General features: G+C 57.9%; 16 protein-coding genes. 7 read left to right on the forward strand and 9 right to left on the reverse strand.

Annotation, left to right across the window (positions count from 1 at the left end; translation table 11 throughout):
- Positions 1 to 670: 670 nt before the first annotated feature.
- The gene (locus OJ965_RS21370; protein WP_019105993.1) at positions 671 to 754 is read right to left on the reverse strand and encodes a small membrane protein YohP; all 84 of its coding nucleotides are present in this window, start codon (positions 752 to 754) and stop codon (positions 671 to 673) included.
- Between the two features lie 261 nt (positions 755 to 1,015).
- Between OJ965_RS21370 and OJ965_RS15950 the strand changes: the two genes are divergently transcribed.
- The gene (locus tag OJ965_RS15950) at positions 1,016 to 1,261 is read left to right on the forward strand and encodes a hypothetical protein (protein ID WP_009091526.1); all 246 of its coding nucleotides are present in this window, start codon (positions 1,016 to 1,018) and stop codon (positions 1,259 to 1,261) included.
- Between the two features lie 117 nt (positions 1,262 to 1,378).
- Here the strand turns inward: OJ965_RS15950 and gntT are convergent, their stop codons facing one another.
- Positions 1,379 to 2,695 (reverse strand): gluconate transporter, encoded by a 1,317-nt coding sequence (gene gntT, locus OJ965_RS15955; protein ID WP_009091528.1) that lies wholly within the window; start codon positions 2,693 to 2,695, stop codon positions 1,379 to 1,381.
- A gap of 290 nt (positions 2,696 to 2,985) precedes the next feature.
- Between gntT and OJ965_RS15960 the strand changes: the two genes are divergently transcribed.
- Complete coding sequence (locus OJ965_RS15960) at positions 2,986 to 4,134, forward strand: iron-containing alcohol dehydrogenase (RefSeq protein WP_265137034.1); 1,149 nt, start codon at positions 2,986 to 2,988, stop codon at positions 4,132 to 4,134.
- A 54-nt stretch (positions 4,135 to 4,188) separates the two neighbouring features.
- On the opposite strand, the gene OJ965_RS15965 is transcribed toward OJ965_RS15960, so the two are convergent.
- The 4 genes from OJ965_RS15965 to OJ965_RS15980 all read right to left on the reverse strand — a co-directional run bounded on the left by OJ965_RS15965 (position 4,189) and on the right by OJ965_RS15980 (position 8,450).
- The gene (locus OJ965_RS15965; RefSeq protein WP_058956322.1) at positions 4,189 to 5,025 is read right to left on the reverse strand and encodes a Cof-type HAD-IIB family hydrolase; all 837 of its coding nucleotides are present in this window, start codon (positions 5,023 to 5,025) and stop codon (positions 4,189 to 4,191) included.
- Positions 5,026 to 5,127: 102 nt separating this feature from the next.
- The gene (locus tag OJ965_RS15970; protein WP_046101405.1) at positions 5,128 to 5,619 is read right to left on the reverse strand and encodes an RcnB family protein; all 492 of its coding nucleotides are present in this window, start codon (positions 5,617 to 5,619) and stop codon (positions 5,128 to 5,130) included.
- A gap of 247 nt (positions 5,620 to 5,866) precedes the next feature.
- Positions 5,867 to 6,964 carry an ABC transporter substrate-binding protein gene (locus OJ965_RS15975; protein ID WP_265139283.1) on the reverse strand — a complete coding sequence of 366 codons (1,098 nt, stop codon included), beginning with the start codon at positions 6,962 to 6,964 and terminating at the stop codon, positions 5,867 to 5,869.
- 199 nt (positions 6,965 to 7,163) lie between these two features.
- A complete protein-coding gene (locus OJ965_RS15980) occupies positions 7,164 to 8,450 on the reverse strand; it encodes an HAAAP family serine/threonine permease (protein WP_265137037.1) in 1,287 nt (428 codons plus the stop codon).
- A 364-nt stretch (positions 8,451 to 8,814) separates the two neighbouring features.
- Between OJ965_RS15980 and OJ965_RS15985 the strand changes: the two genes are divergently transcribed.
- Positions 8,815 to 9,405: a hypothetical protein gene (locus tag OJ965_RS15985; protein WP_265137039.1), complete on the forward strand. Its 591-nt coding sequence runs from the start codon at positions 8,815 to 8,817 to the stop codon at positions 9,403 to 9,405.
- A 149-nt stretch (positions 9,406 to 9,554) separates the two neighbouring features.
- Entirely contained in the window at positions 9,555 to 10,748 is a 1,194-nt protein-coding gene (locus OJ965_RS15990; protein WP_046101401.1) for a zinc-dependent alcohol dehydrogenase, read from the forward strand.
- A 68-nt stretch (positions 10,749 to 10,816) separates the two neighbouring features.
- On the opposite strand, the gene OJ965_RS15995 is transcribed toward OJ965_RS15990, so the two are convergent.
- Positions 10,817 to 11,023: a hypothetical protein gene (locus OJ965_RS15995; protein WP_265137041.1), complete on the reverse strand. Its 207-nt coding sequence runs from the start codon at positions 11,021 to 11,023 to the stop codon at positions 10,817 to 10,819.
- A 187-nt stretch (positions 11,024 to 11,210) separates the two neighbouring features.
- On the opposite strand from OJ965_RS15995, the gene OJ965_RS16000 reads away from it, so the two are divergent.
- Complete coding sequence (locus tag OJ965_RS16000; RefSeq protein WP_265137043.1) at positions 11,211 to 11,936, forward strand: GNAT family N-acetyltransferase; 726 nt, start codon at positions 11,211 to 11,213, stop codon at positions 11,934 to 11,936.
- 14 nt (positions 11,937 to 11,950) lie between these two features.
- On the opposite strand, the gene OJ965_RS16005 is transcribed toward OJ965_RS16000, so the two are convergent.
- A complete protein-coding gene (locus OJ965_RS16005; protein WP_046101399.1) occupies positions 11,951 to 12,643 on the reverse strand; it encodes a DUF421 domain-containing protein in 693 nt (230 codons plus the stop codon).
- Positions 12,644 to 13,246: 603 nt separating this feature from the next.
- On the opposite strand from OJ965_RS16005, the gene OJ965_RS16010 reads away from it, so the two are divergent.
- Complete coding sequence (locus OJ965_RS16010; protein ID WP_265137047.1) at positions 13,247 to 17,008, forward strand: NAD(P)-binding protein; 3,762 nt, start codon at positions 13,247 to 13,249, stop codon at positions 17,006 to 17,008.
- A 14-nt stretch (positions 17,009 to 17,022) separates the two neighbouring features.
- Here OJ965_RS16010 and OJ965_RS16015 read toward each other — a convergent pair whose 3' ends face one another.
- Entirely contained in the window at positions 17,023 to 17,352 is a 330-nt protein-coding gene (locus OJ965_RS16015; protein WP_009091543.1) for a hypothetical protein, read from the reverse strand.
- 352 nt (positions 17,353 to 17,704) lie between these two features.
- Here OJ965_RS16015 and OJ965_RS16020 point away from each other — a divergent pair, with 352 nt between their 5' ends.
- Positions 17,705 to 18,931 carry an AI-2E family transporter gene (locus OJ965_RS16020; protein ID WP_009091545.1) on the forward strand — a complete coding sequence of 409 codons (1,227 nt, stop codon included), beginning with the start codon at positions 17,705 to 17,707 and terminating at the stop codon, positions 18,929 to 18,931.
- Positions 18,932 to 19,174: the final 243 nt, after the last annotated feature.

The raw sequence follows: 19,174 nt of genomic DNA on the forward strand, positions 1-19,174 counted from the left end.
TCTTTGACGAAATGGCGCGTAAAAACGCCCTTTTTTTTCTCTGCCGGGTCAGCCAGGCGTCTGACGCTGGTGCAATTTTCAGGCGGCTGAAAGCTATAACAGGATAAAAAATCACTTATTGCAAAAAAATTGCGATTAGTTCACCGCCAGTTCGCCTTTCTTTCCGACAAAATTGAGCCTGCCGTGCCGTTTATCCGCGCCAGGACAGGCCATCTGCGGGCGTTTTAGCCAATAGATGACAATCTTTGATCATGATCAATGAAGTGGTTTTTACAGGCCGGATTCGCATTTGGCAGCAAACATTCATGCTCATAAGACACTACTTTTCTCATCGCAGTCCGGAATAATATTGCATAGCAATAGATTAAGTCTGCTTAACCGGTCAGGGAACGCGATCAGCACAGTGTCAGTCCAAAGGAGGTCATACGCAGGATGGTGATGAAAATACGCTGTAGTCAGTGTGGAAGCGCCCGGTTCGTTTTTGCTGATTACAAAGAGGGCCAGCGCACCTTTCATGGTGCCTGTTGCGCATGCTGTCGAAAACAGCTGGGCTCGCGGGATCTACTGCCGAATACGCCAATGGACCCGATTACACAGTGTCTGTTGGCCAGCCAGAAAACGTTTCGGGCACCTGATTAGGTGCCCGCTGTCGCAGAATCTTTAACAGAAATCAGAAAATCAGTTTGAACACCCCTGTCAGGGTCAGTAAGCCCACGATAAAAATGATCGCGATAATCCACAGAATAATTTTCATTTCCTTTTCCCTCGCTGGTTAAACAGGTTTCCTGTAAGCAGTATAGTCAGAAAACCAGGCTCTGCCGCTTCACTAAGTCGTTAACCGGTTCCAGGTTCATCAACTTTTGCTTTTATTTGCATTCTGAGAGTGCGATCGCAACCCCATCTTTTACCCGCCCTCTTTCTTCGTTTTACAGACGACTCCTGGCTAAAATTCAGGCGGCAAGGCAGATCTCAATCTCAATAGTGAGGAGATTGACATGAGTTGTGAGGAGATCGTATGAGCACGATTAATACCAGTATGGGCCGCTACAGCCTTAAGGCTAAAAACAGCGGTAACCACATCAAAGGTTCTTTCGCCATCAACGATGAGGGCGGCACTCAGCTCACGATGCAGGAGTTTGAAGAGCACTACCTTGATGATGTGGTGAATAATGTCATCTATCCCGTCACTGGCGGCAACCGCGAAATTGCGCGTGCGCTTCGGGAACAGATGGTGAAAGCCGGTTTTGAAGCGCCTCATTAAGCGGGCAGCGTTAACTGTTATCACCCATGGGCCGCATAGCGCGGCCCTCTTTATGAGCACCATCCTCTTCAGAGAGCCAGCAGAGGGCCGCTGGCAGGCGGTGCCAGCGGCAGGGGATCAGATTACCCAGGAGAGCAGCAGACAGCCCACCAGGCCGCACACGGAGATAATGGTTTCCAGCGCCGACCAGGAGCGAATGGTCTCACCTATCGTCAGGTTGAAATACTCCTTGAACAGCCAGAAGCCAGGGTCGTTAACGTGAGAGAAGATGACGCTGCCGGACCCTACGGCGATTACCATCAGTTCCGGGCTGGCACCACTGGTGACAATCAGCGGGGCCACAATGCCACCTGCGGTAATCGCCGCCACCGTTGCCGAACCCAGCGCGATACGCAGCACCGCCGCAATAGACCAGGCCATAAAGATGGGTGACAGCTGAGTCGAGTGCATCATGCTGGCGATATATTTATCCACCCCGCTGTCGACCAGTACCTGCTTAAAGGCCCCGCCGCCACCGATGATCAGTAACATCATAGCGATGATTTTGATCGAGTCGGTCAGAGTATCCATTACCTGTTCCATTGAGCGGCCGCGGTTGAGGCCAAACGTGAAGATGGCAATCAGTACGGCAATCAGGGTGGCCATGACCGGGTCGCCAAAGAACTCGGCATACGGCAGCAGCACATGCCCTTTTGGCAACAGCATCTCTGCCACCGCACGCAGGGCCATCAGCACCACCGGCACCAGGGCCGTCCAGACGCTGACCCCAAAGCTGGGCATTTCTGCTTCGGTGAACGTTTTCGGGTTATAGAGTCCCTGCGGAATCGGTTTGTCGATGCCCTTCAGGAAGCGGGCGTAAACCGGACCCGCCAGAATCACCGTAGGAATACCCAGCAGGGTGCCAAACAGCAGCGTTTTGCCCATGTCAGCATTGAACAGCGTGGCGATGGCGGTCGGGCCGGGATGCGGTGGCAGAAAGCCATGCGTAACGGACAGTGCAGCCGCCATCGGCACGCCGACATAGAGCAGCGGCACGCGCGCCGACGCCGCCACGCTGAACACCAGCGGCAGCATCAGTACAAAGCCAACTTCATAGAACAGCGCAAATCCGACGATAAAACCGGTCAGCACCAGCGCCCACTGAATGTGCTTTGTGCCAAATTTTTCGATCAGCGTGGTCGCGATACGCTGCGCACCGCCGCAGTCGGCCAGCAGTTTACCCAGCATGGCACCAAAGCCCATGATCAGCGCGAGGCTGCCGAGCGTGCCGCCGACACCCGCTTTGATAGACGTAATCACTTTATTAACCGGCATGCCCTGCATCACGCCGACAGCCAGCGCCACCAGGATCAGCGCGATAAATCCATTAAGCTTAAAGCGAATCATCAGCAGCAGCAGTAACGCGACGCCGATCGCCACATAGAGTAATGGCATAGGTTTTCTCCACCTTGCGCACTGAATGGAATCCAGTGTCGGTTGTTATCATGGTCCCCTGAGGGCTGCAAAACAGTGCGCCTGTAAGAATTTTATACATCCGGACAAACGCTGTTACCGATAACATGTTAAGGGTAACATCCGCAGTAAAGCACCACCCCGCCGGGGTGAATTTCTGTTTTGCGAAGATGATCAACTTTTTACCGGGACGTTATCAGAAAGTTTGCCAGTGCCGGCGGCGCGCTTTTCGTTACACTCAGATTTTAGTGAAATGTAAAAAGGATGCGCTGGTGAGTGTGAACCTGAGTGAGCTTTACAGTAATCAACGAACCCTCTTTGGCCGCGGCAGCCTCGATAAACTGGTGCCGCTGCTGGCCGCCCGATCGCAGCCTACCCTGCTGTTTTGCGGGCAATCCTTTCTGCAGGGCACGGCGTATGAGCGGATTAAAGCTGACCTGAACGCGCAGATTATCGGCTATGAAATTGTCAGCCATGAAGCCTCTCCTGCTGAGATTGATGGCTGGGTGGCACGCTGGCGGGGTCATGTGGATCGGGTGGTGGCCATCGGCGGGGGCAGCGTGCTGGATGCGGCTAAAGCGTTCAGCGCGATGATGCAACATCCGTTGCCGACAGCCCGCTATCTGGAAAAGGTGGGCGACAGCACGGTTCAGCCAGTCACGTTACCGCTGATTGCCATTCCGACGACGGCCGGGACCGGCAGTGAAGTGACGCAGAATGCGGTGGTGACCGACCAACGCGATATTCAGATCAAAGCCTCACTGCGCCACCCGGTTTTTGTCCCGGAAGTGGCTATTCTCGATCCCGATCTGCTGAAGGGGGCACCTGACCACGTGCTGGCGACCTGCGGGATCGATGCCTTTACCCACCTGTTTGAAGCCTACCTCTCCGCGAAAGGTAATCTTTTCACTCAACAACTGGCCGTGACCGGCCTGCGTCAGTTTATCCAGGCCTGGCCGGCGCTGAACAGTGAAGAGAGTGCGGGCGATGCGGCAAGAGAGTCGATGATGATGGCATCGTGGCTGGGGGGAGTTGCGCTGAGCAGCGCCGGTCTGGGGGTCATCCACGGTATTGCAGGCGAACTTGGCGCAATAAAACCGTTTCACCACGGCGAAGTGTGCGGGCGGCTATTGTTCCCCTTCCTGGAGCTGCTGGCCGACAGCGATCATCCGCTGCAGCAGACACTGATGTCAGCGTTACATGGGCAGCTTTTCAGTGAAGCCACCGACTCACCCGCGCAGTTCCTCAAAACGTGGCTGCAGCAGCAGGCGATTGTGCCGTTCTGGCAGGAGGGGCCCACGCTGACGGGCGAAGAGGTGAAGTGGATTCTGGCGCGCGCCAACAGCAAAAATTCGCTGGTGAATTACAGCCGCGAACAGATGGAGACGATGATCGCCCAGGCCTGGCGCATCACGGCGTGAAGAGAGGCGGGCCAGATGACCCGCCCCTGCCCTTCCGAAAACAGCATCTGCCCGTTACGCGGGCAGGTTTCCGAATGGCCCCTCACCGGCCAGCATCTGCTCAATCACCTGCAGCACGCCCTCTTCGTTATTAGCAGGGGCAGCATAGCGTGCTGCCTGCTTCACCCGCTGTGGCGCGTTGGCCATGGCAAAACTGAAACCAGACTGCTTAAGCATCTCCAGATCGTTGCCGCCATCACCAAACGCCAGCACCTGGTCGTGTGTGATGCCCCAGCGCGTGGCGAGCAGATCCAGGCCATGCGCTTTATGATTGCCCGGCACAATCAGGTCAACGGAGCCGTGTCCGCTTGAGGTTGCGGCCACACGACCATGATGCAGCCGCTCGATATCCGCCATCAGCGGCTCGATAGCGTCGTCAGAGAGATTCAGTGCGAACTTGAACAACCGATCATGCTGCACCTCATCCAGATGCTGAATCGGCTTCAGGCGATGACAGTAGTGACGCATCTTTTTCAGCCAGCTCTCTTCCATGCCGTCAAAGTAGTACGCACTTTCGCGTCCACACAGCAGATAACGCAGGCCGGGATAGTTGCCGTTTTGCAGGGTGTTGATGACCGCTTCGACATCGCGGCGATCAAAGGCGCCGCAGAACAGCTCCTCATCACGGTCGATAATCCATGCGCCGTTTTCCGCCACAAAGGCGATATCGCTGGCGACCTCCGGAAAGAAGGATTTGAGCTGGTAGTACTGATTACCGCTGGCCACGACAAATTTGATGTCGCGGGCGGTGAGTTGCTGGTAGCAGGCGAGAAACCGGGATCGATTGTACTGCTTGTTGTCGTCCAGAAAAGTGCCATCCATATCAACCGCAACCATCTTAACCGTCGTCATCATGACTCCTTACACAGGGAGAATGTCAGTGTGGAGTCTCAGGATAGACGCTGGCGGCGCAAAACGGAAAGAAAGCGGGATGGCCGCCGCCATCCCGTGGGATCAATTCAGTGCGTTGTTCAGCAGCAGTGAGGTGATAATGCCGGTTGCCGCCGCAATCAGCACATAGTTGCCGTTGATGTCTGCCCAGTGTTCCCCCTGCGGAGGTTCAGGCAGTCCGCGCGCATCCCAGTCGTCAACGCGGTAACGGTCGTCACAATAGGCTCGCGGGATCGCATGGCCACGGCGAAACTCATGTCCCTGCCAGGCGAATGCGTCGCGCGGCTCATATCGCCCTCTGTCGTGACGGAAGCGTTCGTCATCATGACGCGCATGTTCAATCTCATGGCGTTCCCGCTCCTCATGACGATGGCGGTCGTCGCGGTCACGATCCGGATGCGGGCCGGGCCCCCACGCATCCGGGCCAGGGCCATCATTCTGATGCGGCACCGGCGGGCGATGCGGATCGCCGCGATCGTCTGCCAGCGTGGTCTGAGAAAAGAGCGTGCTGCATGTCAAAAGTGAAGCGATAAGCGTTAATGTTGTTTTTTTCATGGTACTGCCTCCGAAAATAACGGCTGTCAGGCACCGTTGATCGGCATCATGGCAATAATCCTGTATGGCAACATCTGTATAATTCTTAAAAACCGCCAATTTACAGACCATTACGCGTAATTATCACTTTCTTAACACTAGAGACCGCCCTGCCCGCTGGCTGATCGGCGCATCAGACAAAACGCCGATCGCCGCTGCCAGCGAAAACGTGTGTCAGGGTACGGAACCGCACCCTGACAGGGGACGGTTATGGCGTACTGAGGATAACGGGCGCGTCAGGTAATCCCGTAAAGTGCGTCACGATGTGGTGGTAATCCGCCGTGGGGTCGAGGTCACGGAACTGTTGCGGATAGAGATCTTTCGCCAGAATTTCCATCCCGATAATGTTGTAGGGATGATTGTAGAAGTGATGGTAAACGCCATAGACGCGCTGCTCTCTGACCGGGGCGATCTGTGCCAGCCCCGTGCGGCTCAGTAAGCGCTTAAAGGTCGCGGTCATCTCGGTCTGATTCGCGCCATAACCAAACGGCAGCACATTGCTGTTCGGCCGCTTTGAGCCGGTCATGATGTAGACATCCGGCTTCATGGCGATGATCTTCTCCAGTGAAACAAAGCCGGAACTACCGGGCAGCAGTGCAGAGCCAATATTTTTGCCGCCGACCGCCTCCACCAGCGCGCCCCAGCCGTTGTGTCCGTGGGTAAAGCAGCAGTTGTCGCTGTTACCGGCAATCGGCTCGACAAAAACCGTCGGCTTGTGCGGAACCTGGGCGATCTTCTCCTGAAGCGCCTGCCAGCGCTGCTGATAAAAATCGGCGTAGTCTTTTGCTTCAGCTTCACGGTTCAGCACCGTGCCGAGTACGCTCACGCTCTTCAGGGTGTTCTCTTTCGGATGCAGCTCATCATCGAGGAACAGTACCGGGATGTGCAGATTTTTCAGGGTGGCCAGCACGCCTGATTGTGTCAGCGCGGGTTTAGCACGCAGCTGCGCAATCATCAGATCGGGCTGCTTCGCCAGCACGCTCTCCAGGTTGACCTGGCCCTGATCGTTAAAGCCCATATCCACAATTGAGGTCGCCTGAGGCCAGCGCTGCTTCAGCAGATCCCAGGTCTGGGTGTCCTGCTTTTTCGGCAGATTGTTCCAGGCTACAACCCGCTGAAACGGATTCTGTCGATCCAGCAGTGCCAGCGTCATGACGTCGCGGCCATCCTGCAGAATCACATGCTGAGGCTCTTTCTGCAGCGTAATTTTCTGTCCATCCATATCGGTCACGGTGACCGGATAAGTGGTGGCCGCGCAGGCGGTCGACAGCAAAAGTGTGGTGGCAGCAGCCATCCCGATCTTCATGTTCATCCTGTCCTTTAAAGGAATAATAATTATTCGCGTTAACTCTACCATGTCACTCTGTAACAACTGTAACCATTGCTAACCAGATACTTCAGTCAGGCAGAAGACAGGGGATGAGCCGGATTCGGAAGTGCGGGAGGCATGTATGACAGGGAGAACGGCAGGCGCCTCCCGGAGGAGGCACCTGCCGTGGGCAGGATTACTTCACCAGCGAATAGAAAATAGCGGAGATGGCAATCACTCCGATCAGCACCACAAACAGGTTGCTGATTTTTCCGCTGTACTGACGCATCGCCGGGACTTTCTGAATGGCGTACATCGGCATCAGGAACAGGATAATGGCAATGACCGGCCCGCCCAGCGTCTCAATCATGCCGAGAATATTCGGGTCCAGCGTTGCCACCAGCCAGGTTGTCAGCAGCATAAAGAGTGACGTCAGGCGATTCAGTCTGGCTGGCGCGATCGCTTTACCGCGACTGCGCAGCGCTTTATTGACCATGCCGTTGAACCCTTCGCGCGCGCCAAGGTAGTGACCCAGGAACGATTTGGTGATCGCCACCACCGCGATCAGCGGGCCCAGCCAGGCAATCATCGGCACCTGAAAGTGGTTCGCCAGATAGGAGAGAATCGTGATGTTCTGCGCCTTGGCCGCATGCAGATCCTCAGGCGACAGGCTCAGCACGCAGCTGAAGACAAAGAACATCACTGTCACCACCATCATCAGGTGTGAGCAGGCCAGAATGCGCGAGCACTTTTTCTCAGCGGCGTCGCCATACTCTTCGCGCTTCGCCAGCGCAAAGGAGGAGATAATGGGAGAGTGGTTAAAGGAGAAGACCATCACCGGGATCGCCAGCCACAGCGTCATCCACAGGCTGCTGCCTGCGGGCTGAACGGTCAGCGTGGAGAGCGCCGCGCCGTGCCAGTGCGGGATCAGATAGCAGGCCATCAGCATCAGCACCGCGACAAAGGGGTAGACCAGCACGCTCATCGCTTTGACAATCATCTTCTCGCCAAAGCGCACAATGGTCATCAGCCCGACAATCAGCAGCAGCGACAGCAGCGCACGCGGCGGCGGCACCAGCCCCAGCTGATTCACCATCAGGCTCTCGACCGTATTGGTAATCGCAACGCTGTACATCAGCAGAATCGGGTAGATGGCGAAGAAATAGAGCAGCGTAATCAGCTTGCCCGCCCCGACGCCGAAATGCTCCTCAACAACCTCGGTGATATCACCGGCCGGGTTTTTGCCGGAGAGGACAAAGCGGGTCAGCGCGCGGTGCGCATAAAAGGTCAGTGGAAACGCCAGTATTGCCATAATGATCAGCGGGATGAGGCCGCCGACGCCCGCATTAATCGGCAGGAACAGGACGCCCGCGCCAATCGCAGTGCCGTATAAACCCAGCATCCACATGGTGTCGGTTTTACGCCATCCCGTATCGACGTCACTTTCAAGCGCGCCCAGCGTGCCAGTTTGCGTGGTTTTCATCAGATATTCCGTGTTAAAAGCGCCAGTACCCTGGACCGCTGAAAGAGGTGTCGTCCCCTGCTTTCCGGCCCGGTCGCAGCGGAACCTGCGCGCGTGATGCTGCCAACGCACATGCACAGGTAATCGTTTGCGTGCGCCACTTTTTACACTACCTGACGATAAAAGTTCAAGCCGCACCGATAAACGCGCACAGATTGCTGAAATAACCGTCAGGTTGTGCAGAGTGACTGCGGGGCAGATCATGCCATCTTTAAGGCCGCTTTACCGCACTAAAAAAGGTGATCCCTGTAACGGTTAAGCGTAACGGACTACGCTTTAACTCTGACGGGTCGCGAAGGTGGCGACGCAAACACGGGAGAAGAGAATGAAAATTGCCTGTCTGGGCTGGGGATCGTTAATCTGGAAAACCGGCGCGCTGCCGGTCGCCAGTGAGTGGCATCATGATGGTCCCGCCGTACCGGTGGAATTTGTGCGCATCAGTGATGGCGGTGAGCTCTCCACGGCGATCTGCCTGAATGCCAGTCCGGTGCCGGTGTGCTGGGCCTGGCTGAATACCGCTTCACTGGAGCGGGCCTGCCAGGCGCTGCGGCTTCGTGAGGCCATTCCGGACAACCGCGTCGATGGCGTCGGGATGATCACGGTGACAGATAACGCCACAGGCCCGCTGGCGGCGTGGGCGCAGGCCAGAGGGATTGAAGGTCTCATCTGGACTGATTTGCCCGCCCGCATGGCCGGTGTCGAAGGCCAGATACCGACGCTGAGTCAGGCGCGGCACTATCTGCAGCAGCTGAGCGGTGAAACGCGGGAACACGCTTTCCGCTACATTGAACAGGTGCCGGTGCAAATCGACACGGCCTATCGTCGCGCCTTTGCCGATCTGATGCGGTGGCAGCCCGATGCGCCCCTCGTCACGGTTGCTGACACCCGGACACCCCCTCCCTGCCAGCCCGGCTGAGACGGGGCTTTCTCCTGCACCGCTCTGCTTACTCTTCTGAGGGTGACTACACTTCACGCAGGTTGAGGCTCAGATATCGCAACACTTCCCCGCGAGTGGTCACGGCTCACGGTCTGACCGCCCTTCCCTTATCAGCAGGAGATGAACAGATGAAAGCATTAACCTACCACGGCCCGCATAAAGTCAGCGTGGATAACGTCCCCGATCCCGGCCTGGAGGCCGCAGATGACATCATTCTGCGTGTGACCGCCACGGCCATTTGTGGTTCAGACCTCCACCTCTATCGCGGCAAAATTCCCGGCACCGGCCACGGTGATATCTTTGGCCATGAGTTTATGGGCGAAGTGGTTGAGACAGGCAGTGCGGTCACGGCCGTCGCCAAAGGCGATCGGGTGGTCATCCCGTTCGTTATCGCCTGTGGCGACTGCTTTTTCTGTCTGCTTAATCAGTATGCCGCCTGCGAGAACACCAACAGCGGCCGGGGTGCCATCCTGAACCGCAAAAATATTACTCCGCCTGCCGCGCTGTTTGGCTTCAGCAAACTTTACGGTGGTGTGCCCGGCGGACAGGCTGAGTATGTCCGGGTGCCTAAAGCCAATACCGGCCCGTTCAAAGTGCCGCCGGTGCTGTCGGATGAGAAAGTGCTGTTCCTCTCCGATATCCTGCCGACCGCCTGGCAGGCGGTGAAAAATGCCGAGGTCAGACCCGGATCCAGCCTGGCTATTTTCGGTGCCGGGCCGGTGGGGCTGCTCAGCGCCGCCTGCGCCCGCCAGCAGGGGGCCGAACAGATCTACATGATCGACCACAACAGCTACCGCTTAAACTTTGCCCGTGAACGCTATGGCGTTATCCCGATTAACTTCGATGAAATTGATGACCCGGCAGGCTGGATCATCGAACAGAGCGCCGGCAATCGCGGGGTGGATGCGGTGATTGACGCCGTGGGCTTTGAGGCGAAAGGCAGCCTGACGGAAACCGTACTCAGCAACCTCAAACTGGAGGGCAGCAGCGGTAAAGCGTTGCGCCAGTGTATTGCGGCAGTGCGGCGTGGCGGTATCGTCAGCGTGCCGGGCGTTTATGCCGGTTTTATTCACGGCTTCCTGTTTGGTGACGCCTTCGACAAAGGGCTGACCTTTAAGATGGGGCAGACCCACGTTCACGCCTACCTGCCTGACCTGCTTAAGCTGATTGAGCAGGGCCACCTGACACCGGAAGAGATTGTGACCCATCATCTGCCACTGGAGGATGCGGCCCGCGGCTACGATATTTTCAACAAACGGGAAGAGGAGTGCCGCAAGGTGATTCTGGTGCCTGGCCTGTCACCCACGCAGGCCACCCTGTAACCTGCGGGTCTGACGCATTAAATTCAGCTCTCTGGTGCCCCGGCAGCGTGCTCTGCCGGGGCGTTATCTTAAAACGGCCTGCGTTGCAGAGTGCTCCGCCCCTCCCGTCCCTCCAGCAGATGTTCATCCGGCGCATCCGCCGTATCCACCTGGCTCCCCTGTTCCAGCAGTCGCGCACTGCGTGAATGGGGGTGACTTTCGCTAATCACCTGTTGTGAAAACGCGCCAAACGATAACAGTAAAAAAAGTAACCCACTGGCCAGCCTCACTTTCATACGCACACCTCTTTGATAACGGTGACGCTATGCTGCCCGAAGCGTTTTCATTTTCTGTCAGTAACAGGCAAAGTTATGTGGCAACCGGGAACAAGCTGCAACGCGTTTAGCTGCGGTTCAGGCTAGCCCGTCAGAACGGCGGATCTTCCCCCTCGTAGACCGTCCGTTTTCCTTCAGGAGGATGCTATTGAACATCAATCAGTTTAATCAGCCGGTCGGCGAGGCTCTGCCCGAGTGGCAGCCGGTTGCCAGACCACCCCGCGCACCACTGTCAGGTCAGCATTGCCTGCTTCTGCCGCTGAGTCTCGATCATGCGGAACCGCTGTTTCACGCGTTCATACAGGCAAAGGATGATCGCGACTGGACATGGCTGAGTGCAGAACGACCCACGTCACTATCACAGATGCAGCGCTGGATTGCGGATAAAGTAGCGGACGCGGCGCTGATACCCTTTTCAGTCTGTACGCTGGAGCAGCAGCCCTATGGTGTTGTCTGCTTCGCCAGCATTCAGCAGGAACATGGCACCATTGAAATTGGTCACGTGACATGGTCGCCGTTGATGCAGCGCACTGTTATCGGCAGCGAAGCGATTTTTCTGCTGCTGCAGCAGGCTTTTTCACTCGGCTATCGTCGGGTAGCGTGGCGCTGTGATTCAACGAACGTCGCGTCACGGCGGGCAGCAGAACGACTCGGGTTCCGCTTTGAGGGCCGCTTTCGCCAGGTCATGACACGTAAACAGCGCAACCGCGATACCGACTGGCTGTCGATTATCGATCGTGAATGGCCGGCCGTTCAGTGTGCCCTGAGTTCGTGGCTGAGTGCGGAAAATTTCACGGCCCAGGGTCTGCAAAAGCGACCGCTCAGTGCCTGCTTCGCCGACGTTAACCCGGGCGATGGGAAGGCTGAAAGCTGAGCTGACGCGAGCCATCAGTGCAACCGGCGCACGGTCAGCGCCACAGACCAGCGCTGGCGCTGGCAGCGCGGACAGACCGCCTGCTGCTCTGCCTCAATGGTCCGGGTCTGGCCGCAATGGGTGCAGGCATAAAGCCCGCTCGTCGGGACCGTGCTGTAATCCTGCCGGTGCGCGGGAGGCAGCACGCTTAACCCGGCGCGCATCGCATCGTCGTCATAGAAATAGAGGCTGAGCTGGCCATCGACCTCCACCAGCGCCAGGCGGATCTGCCCCAGATGTTCCACGCCGCTCTGCCGCAGTTCCATATAGAACTCATCTTCGGAAATATTCAGCCGATCCAGACTTTCCAGCACATACAGCCCGTCTTTAATCAGGGTAATCACATCCCCCTGAATCAGCCGTGAAAAGCGCGGACTGAGCGCCGTCAGCCAGGTGGTCAGACGGTAGAGCGACAGCAGAACCACAAACACCATAATGACCGGCAGCACCGGCACATCATCATAAAACGTCACGTCACCCGAGGCGGAACCCAGCGTCAGGATCACCACCAGTTCAAACAGAGACAGCTGACGCACGCCGCGCCGCCCGGAGACTTTGAGAAAGGTAAATACCACCAGATAAGCGATCAGGACACGCGCCACCACCTCAAACAAAAAGGTGGCGGGCTGATCGTTGAGCAAAAAACGGTGCCAGTCGAATGAGAACATAGTCTGCTAAACATCCTGTTTTAAAGGGGGCGTCTCTTCGCCGCCGCCGATTGATTGGCCCGCAGATCCAGGCCAGCGATACGTCAAGCTTGTCGCCTGTTCGCAAAAAGGCAAGCGAAGCTGTAAGCCTGAAGCGGGCGAGTCTGACCGTTCTGCAGGCTGCGGAAAAGGTTAACAAAGCTGAAAAAGGGACAGCCTCGCCTCACGCTGCGCTTATTTTGCTGGCGACTGAAACGGAAGCAGAAATTTCCTGTTTCTGGCTGGCTGCTTTTTGCCGCTGCGTTTTTTCTTTTTACTTCAATAATTTGCCAAGAAAATTACCCAGCCTATACTTTCCAGTAAGGCTTCCACCTCATCACTTAACATTCAGAGAAGCCACTCTTTTTCCTGCCGATAGCGCTGTCTGTGAAACCTGCTATCTCACTCGTCCATTTTGCAACAGGTGCTGATGCCTGCCATTCAGCGTCTGTGGCTTATGGCAGGGATCGCCCGTTCGTTGAGAGTGGCCCGACCGGCCAGTCTGCTTTGCATACCCATAACGCCCTGACCCGTTTCACGACGGCGCGTCAGCGGGAAGCGTGTTGCTTTTTTTCGGGAGATGCCATGACGCCTTTTTCCAGTTTCTGGCAGGCGGGTTATGAAGGGGCCGATCATATCAATCCTGCCGGTCTTGCGCTGTCGATGAACGATCTGAATCAGCATCAGAGCCGTGCAGCGGCGGATTATGCCGCCCTGGCCCCCTTTTCCCTTCGCACGGTGCGCGAAAGCGTGGGCTGGCGGCTGTGTGAACGCGATGGACGCTATGACTTCTCGACCGTCGCAGCGCGGATGGTGGCCGCACGTGAGCAGGGTATTCAGCTCAGCTGGACACTCTGTCACTACGGCTGGCCCGCTGACGTCACGCTGTTCAGTGATGACTTTGTCAGCCGGTTTGCCGCCTTCTGCGGCGCTCTGGCCCGCTTTCTCGCCCCCTGGTATTCGTCTGCGCCGGTCTATTCACCGATGAATGAGATCTCTTTCCTCAGCTGGGGCATCTCCGTCGGGGTTTTCCCCTGTGAGGCGATCCCTGAACCCGATCGGGCGGATGCCGCCAAGCGTCAGCTGGTGCGGGCTACGCTGGCGGCCTGTGATGCGATCTGGCAGGCGGATCCGCGCGCCCGCCTGTTGCACTGCGATCCGCTGATCCATATCGTGCCCGATCCCGCCGATCCCGATAGCGACGGGCTGGCACGCGCCCTGTGTGACACCCAGTACCAGGCGTGGGACATGCTGAGCGGCAGACGTCATCCGGAGCTGGGCGGCGCGCCCCGCTATCTCGATCTGGTGGGCGTCAACTATTACCACGACAACCAATGGGAGCAGGGTTCGAACCAGCGACTCTGGTGGCATCTGGGCGACAGCCGCCGCCTGCCGCTGCATCAGATGCTGCAGCAGGTCTGGCAGCGTTATCAGCGGCCGCTGCTGCTGGCAGAAACCAGCCATGTCGGCAGCGGACGCGGCGCCTGGATCGGCGAGATCGCCGCCCAGGTGGCGCAGGCGCAGCTGGCAGGCGTGGAGATGCTCGGCATCTGCCTCTATCCGATTCTCGATCGTCCCCTCTGGGAGGAGACCACCTTCTGGACCCGCAGCGGGTTATGGGATTTGGACCTGTCAGGGCCCGATCCTTACGCCCGCCAGTTACAGCAGCCTTATGCCGACGCCCTGCGCCAGGCGCAACGCTTTTTGCAGCACATCGTCCCTTCCTCATCCCTCTGTCAGGAGTCTGTCATGAACAAACCCGCTCTTATCGTTTTCAGTCATTTACGCTGGGGCTTTGTTTTCCAGCGCCCGCAGCAGCTTCTGACCCGTCTGGCACAGCACTATCGCGTGCTGTTCGTCGAGGAGCCGGTCTGGCAGGCGGGACCACCTGGCCTGCATCAGAGTTCGCCCGCAGCAAATATCACCGTGATCCAGCCGCATACCCACCACGACGCACCCGGTTTTCACGACAGCCAGATTGCCCCACTGCTGCTGCTGCTCGCCCCGCTGCTGGAGGAGGATGAGGAGCCGCTGATCTGGTTCTATACCCCCATGGCCCTGCCGCTGCTCACCCCTTTCAAACCCCGGCTGGTGATCTACGACTGCATGGATGAGCTCTCCGCCTTCCACAACGCCCCGTGCCAGCTGCAACAGCGCGAATCGGCGCTGATGACCCGCGCCGATCTGGTGTTCACCGGCGGCTCCAGCCTCTATGAAGCAAAGCGCGATAAACATCATCAGGTTTACTGCTTCCCCAGCAGCGTGGATGCCGTCCACTTTGAGCAGGCACGCGATCGCAGTAACCATCATCCGCTTCAGGATGCGATCCCGGCAAAGCGGCTTGGCTATTACGGCGTACTGGATGAGCGTATCGATCTGCCGCTGATTGCCGCGCTGGCGGACAGCCATCCGGAGTGGCAGATCATCATGGTCGGGCCGGTGGTGAAAATCGATCCCGCCAGCCTGCCGCAGCGCGACAACATTCACTGGCTCGGCCAGCAGCCCTATCAGGCGCTGCCGCAGTTCCTGGCGGGCTGGGATGTCTGCCTGATGCCTTTTGCCATTAACGCCTCGACGCGTTTCATCTCGCCCACCAAAGTGCTGGAATATATGGCGGCACAGCTGCCAATTGTCAGTACCGCCATCGTGGACGTGGCGCGACATTACGCTGAAGAAGTGGCGGTGACAGAGACCCCTGCCGCCTTTATTGCCGCCTGTGAAGAGGCGATGACCCTCAGTGCGGCTGAGCGACTGACGCTGGCGGGCCGCATGCAGGTAAGAGTGGACGCGACCTCCTGGGATCGCACGGCAGAACAGATACAGGCCCTGATCCAGCAGGCTCTGACGCATCCGCAGCCTGCCGGTGAACCGGTCACGCCAGCCAGTGCCCAGGCGAACGTGACGCCGTTAACCCCGGCGATGCTGGAAAGCGAAGCGGTGCCCTGCCTGATTGTCGGTGCCGGGCCAACCGGACTGAGCGCCGGTTATCACTATGGTGAAGGCGCGGTGCTGCTGGAGAAAAATGCCACGCCGGGCGGCTGGTGCCGCTCCATCGACGATCGGGGTTTTACCTTCGACTATGCCGGTCACATTATGTTTTCGCAGGACCCCTATGTCCTGCAGCTCTACGAGATGCTGCTCGGCGACAATCTGCACTGGCAGGCGCGTGAGGCCTGGGTCTGGAATGACGGCATCTATACCCGCTATCCCTTCCAGTCGGCACTGCACGGTCTGCCGGTTGAGGTCGTAAAAGAGTGCGTGCTGGGCGCCATTGAGGCGCGCTATGGCGAAACGGCCGCGCCCGCGGTGCCGCTGGATCGGGCGCGGGCGCGACGGGACTGCTGTGCCGATGGCGCGATAGCGGATGAGGGCAGCCTGGCCGGTGAAGTGGAAGGCGAAGAGGATTTTCAGCACTTTATCCTGCGCACCTGGGGGAAAGGGATCGCACGCCACTTTGCCCTGCCCTATAACCAGAAACTGTGGAAAGTGCCGCTGACTGAGATGGAGACCTCGTGGCTGGGCGGACGCGTACCGCTGCCCGACCTGGCGCAGATTATCGATGGCGCACTGCAGCCGCTGGCAAAACCGGTGGGGCCTAACGCCCGCTTCGGCTATCCGCTGCGCGGTGGCTTCCAGGCGCTGATGTCCGGCTTTCTGCCGCACCTGAAGTGCAAACTGGAAACGGATGCCACCCTGAGCCGGATTTATCCGCAGGCGCATGTCGCGCTGCTGGCGGATGGACGCCACTACCGCTATGAGCAGTTGATCAGCACCATGCCGCTGCCGGAACTGATTAAACTGATGGGCGATGAGGCGCCGGAGAATGTGCAGCGGGCGGCACAGCAGCTGCAGTTTGTCTCGGTGCGCTGCGTGAACCTGGGCATTGGCCGGGCTGACCTGACCGAAAAACACTGGATTTACTATCCGGGCGACACGCTGTTTCACCGCATCTTTGTGCAGGGCAATGCCAGCCCGCACTGCAATCCCCCCGGCGGGTTCGGCTTAACCTGTGAAATCACCTACAACGCCGCCCATCCGCTGCCGCTGGCGGGCGATGCGCTGATTGAACGCTGCCGTCAGGATTGCATCCGGGTCGGGATGATCAGCGAGAGCGATCCGCTGCTCTGCGCCTCAGAGGTCGATATGCCCTACGCCTACGTCATCTACGACCATGCGCGCAGTGCGAACGTGGCGCTGATCCGGCAGTGGCTGCTGACGCAGGATATCCATCTGTCAGGCCGCTACAGTGAGTGGGAATATTACAATTCCGACCACGCTTTCCTCGCCGGTAAGCGCGCCGCCGAAAATGTCCGGCTGCAGCATGTCAGCGAGCGGACACGCGGCTGACCCGACGCAGCCAGCTACGCAAGAGGCTGGCTGCACTTCGCGGCTTTCAGCGACTGCAACTGGCTGACGCGCCGCGCCACCTTCTGGCTGGCATTGTATTTTGCAATGCCATTACCCAGACCAAAATCGCCGACGAAGCCCAGCACGGTCAGGGCGTCAAACCGACCGGTCTGCTCAATATCGCTCTGTACGCCGTGCGCTTTCACCAGCTCCTGATCCAGCGCGCCACAACTGAGCATCGCCGTCTCTTCCGGCGTCACCGCCGTGGCCTGCGGATAGTGCTTGGTGGCACAGCCTGTCAGCGACAGCGCCAGCAGCGCCGCCAGAATTATCCTGTTATGCATTTTTCATCGCCCGATGTTCACCTCATTAACCGGGTTATCGGCAGATTCCGCCGCGATCATGAGTGACTGACCTACCAATAATGGTTGAAACCGCTACGCTAAGGTAGGATCCCGCGCGTGATGGTCAGTTGCCGTGCGTGACTGTCCGGGCGCGACGCCGTGAACGCACACTAGCAGTTCCTCGCTTCTGCCCTGAATTTCAACGCGTTAGCCTGCATGAAGCTGCCACCGGCAGCGTTTAAAGAGTAAAGCCTGATCGATATTCAGTGATGAGCGGTCAGTGCAAGCGAAGCCAGACACGGAAAATTCGTGCTTCGGGTTTATCAGAGTATGTCCCAGATGAGGTTTTTCCATGCGTTTTAAAGGATTGAACATCGGATTTTTCATTTTGATTCTGGCGATCGCCACGTTCGCCTTTTTTGAGGTGCTTTCGCCCTATTTCTCGCCGATTTTATGGGCGGCAATTCTGGCGGTCATTTTCCATCCGCTGAAAAGTTATCTGCGGGGCCGGCTGGGGGAACGCAATGGCCTGGCCGCACTGCTCACCCTGCTCTGCATCTGTCTGATTGTGTTTACGCCGCTGGCCATTATCGCCTCATCGCTGGTGGTCGAAACCAATGCGGTCTATCACAAGCTGCAGACCAACTCGGCGCAGTTCCCGGCGGTTTTCGCCGACCTGCTGCAGCATCTGCCGCGCTGGGCAAAACACTATCTGGCTGAAAATAATCTCGATACCGCCGGAGAGATTCAGCAGAAGCTCTCCTCGTTTGCCCTCAAGGGCGGCCAGTACCTGGCAGGCAGCGCATTCATCATCGGCAGGGGCACCTTCAGCTTTACCGTCGGTTTTGGCGTGATGCTCTATCTGCTGTTCTTCCTGCTGAAAGATGGCTCCTATCTGGTGCATCTGATCCTGGAAGCGCTGCCGCTTTCGACCTACGTCAAGCATCACCTGCTGGTGAAGTTTGCCGCGGTGGCGCGTGCGACGGTCAAAGGCACGGTTGTGGTCGGCATCGTGCAGGGTATTCTCGGCGGGCTGGCCTTCTGGTTCACCGGCATTGACGGCAGCCTGCTGTGGGGGGCGCTGATGGCGTTCCTCTCTCTGATCCCGGCCGTCGGCTCCGCCATTATCTGGGTGCCTGCAGCGGTCTTCTTCTTCGCCACCGGTGCCGTGTGGAAAGGCCTCTTCCTGGTCGGTTTCTTCGTGGTGATTGTGGGGCTGGTGGATAACATCCTGCGTCCGCTGCTGGTCGGTAAAGACACCAAAATGCCTGACTACCTGATCCTGATCGCCACGCTGGGCGGGATGGAGATTTATGGCATCAACGGTTTTGTCATCGGTCCGGTGATTGCGGCGCTGTTCATCGCCTGCTGGAACCTGCTCTCCGGTCGCGATAATCGCGAGAACATCGAAGTCATCGATGAAGAGGTGATCGAAGAGGGCAAGAAACAGTCTGAGACCGCCGCCGAGGCCGCGGCAGAAGCCGCCGCCGTTGCGGCCGAAGCAGCGGCTGACGCAGAGATGAAAGTCTCAGCCTTAGCGGCGGCAGAGAAAGAAAAAGCCGCCGCCAGCAAAGCCTGATTTTCTCTGGAAATAAAAAAACCCACCTTTCGGTGGGTTTTCAGAGGCTACAAAATTTAAGACCCGGTTAATATGGCAGCAATGAAAATGCGCAACGCGTCGGGAACAGGGTCAGAAGAGGAAAGCGTCCCGCGCCAGGGATGGTGCGGGCCGAGCGGCCATGGATGGCATAAGCGACTTTCCGATCTGCCCCTGCTCCCGGGGCAGGCTCAATATCAAAGCAATCTGCCCTGGCATTGCAGC

Source organism: Pantoea anthophila (assembly GCF_026104315.1).
Taxonomy (GTDB): domain Bacteria; phylum Pseudomonadota; class Gammaproteobacteria; order Enterobacterales; family Enterobacteriaceae; genus Pantoea; species Pantoea anthophila.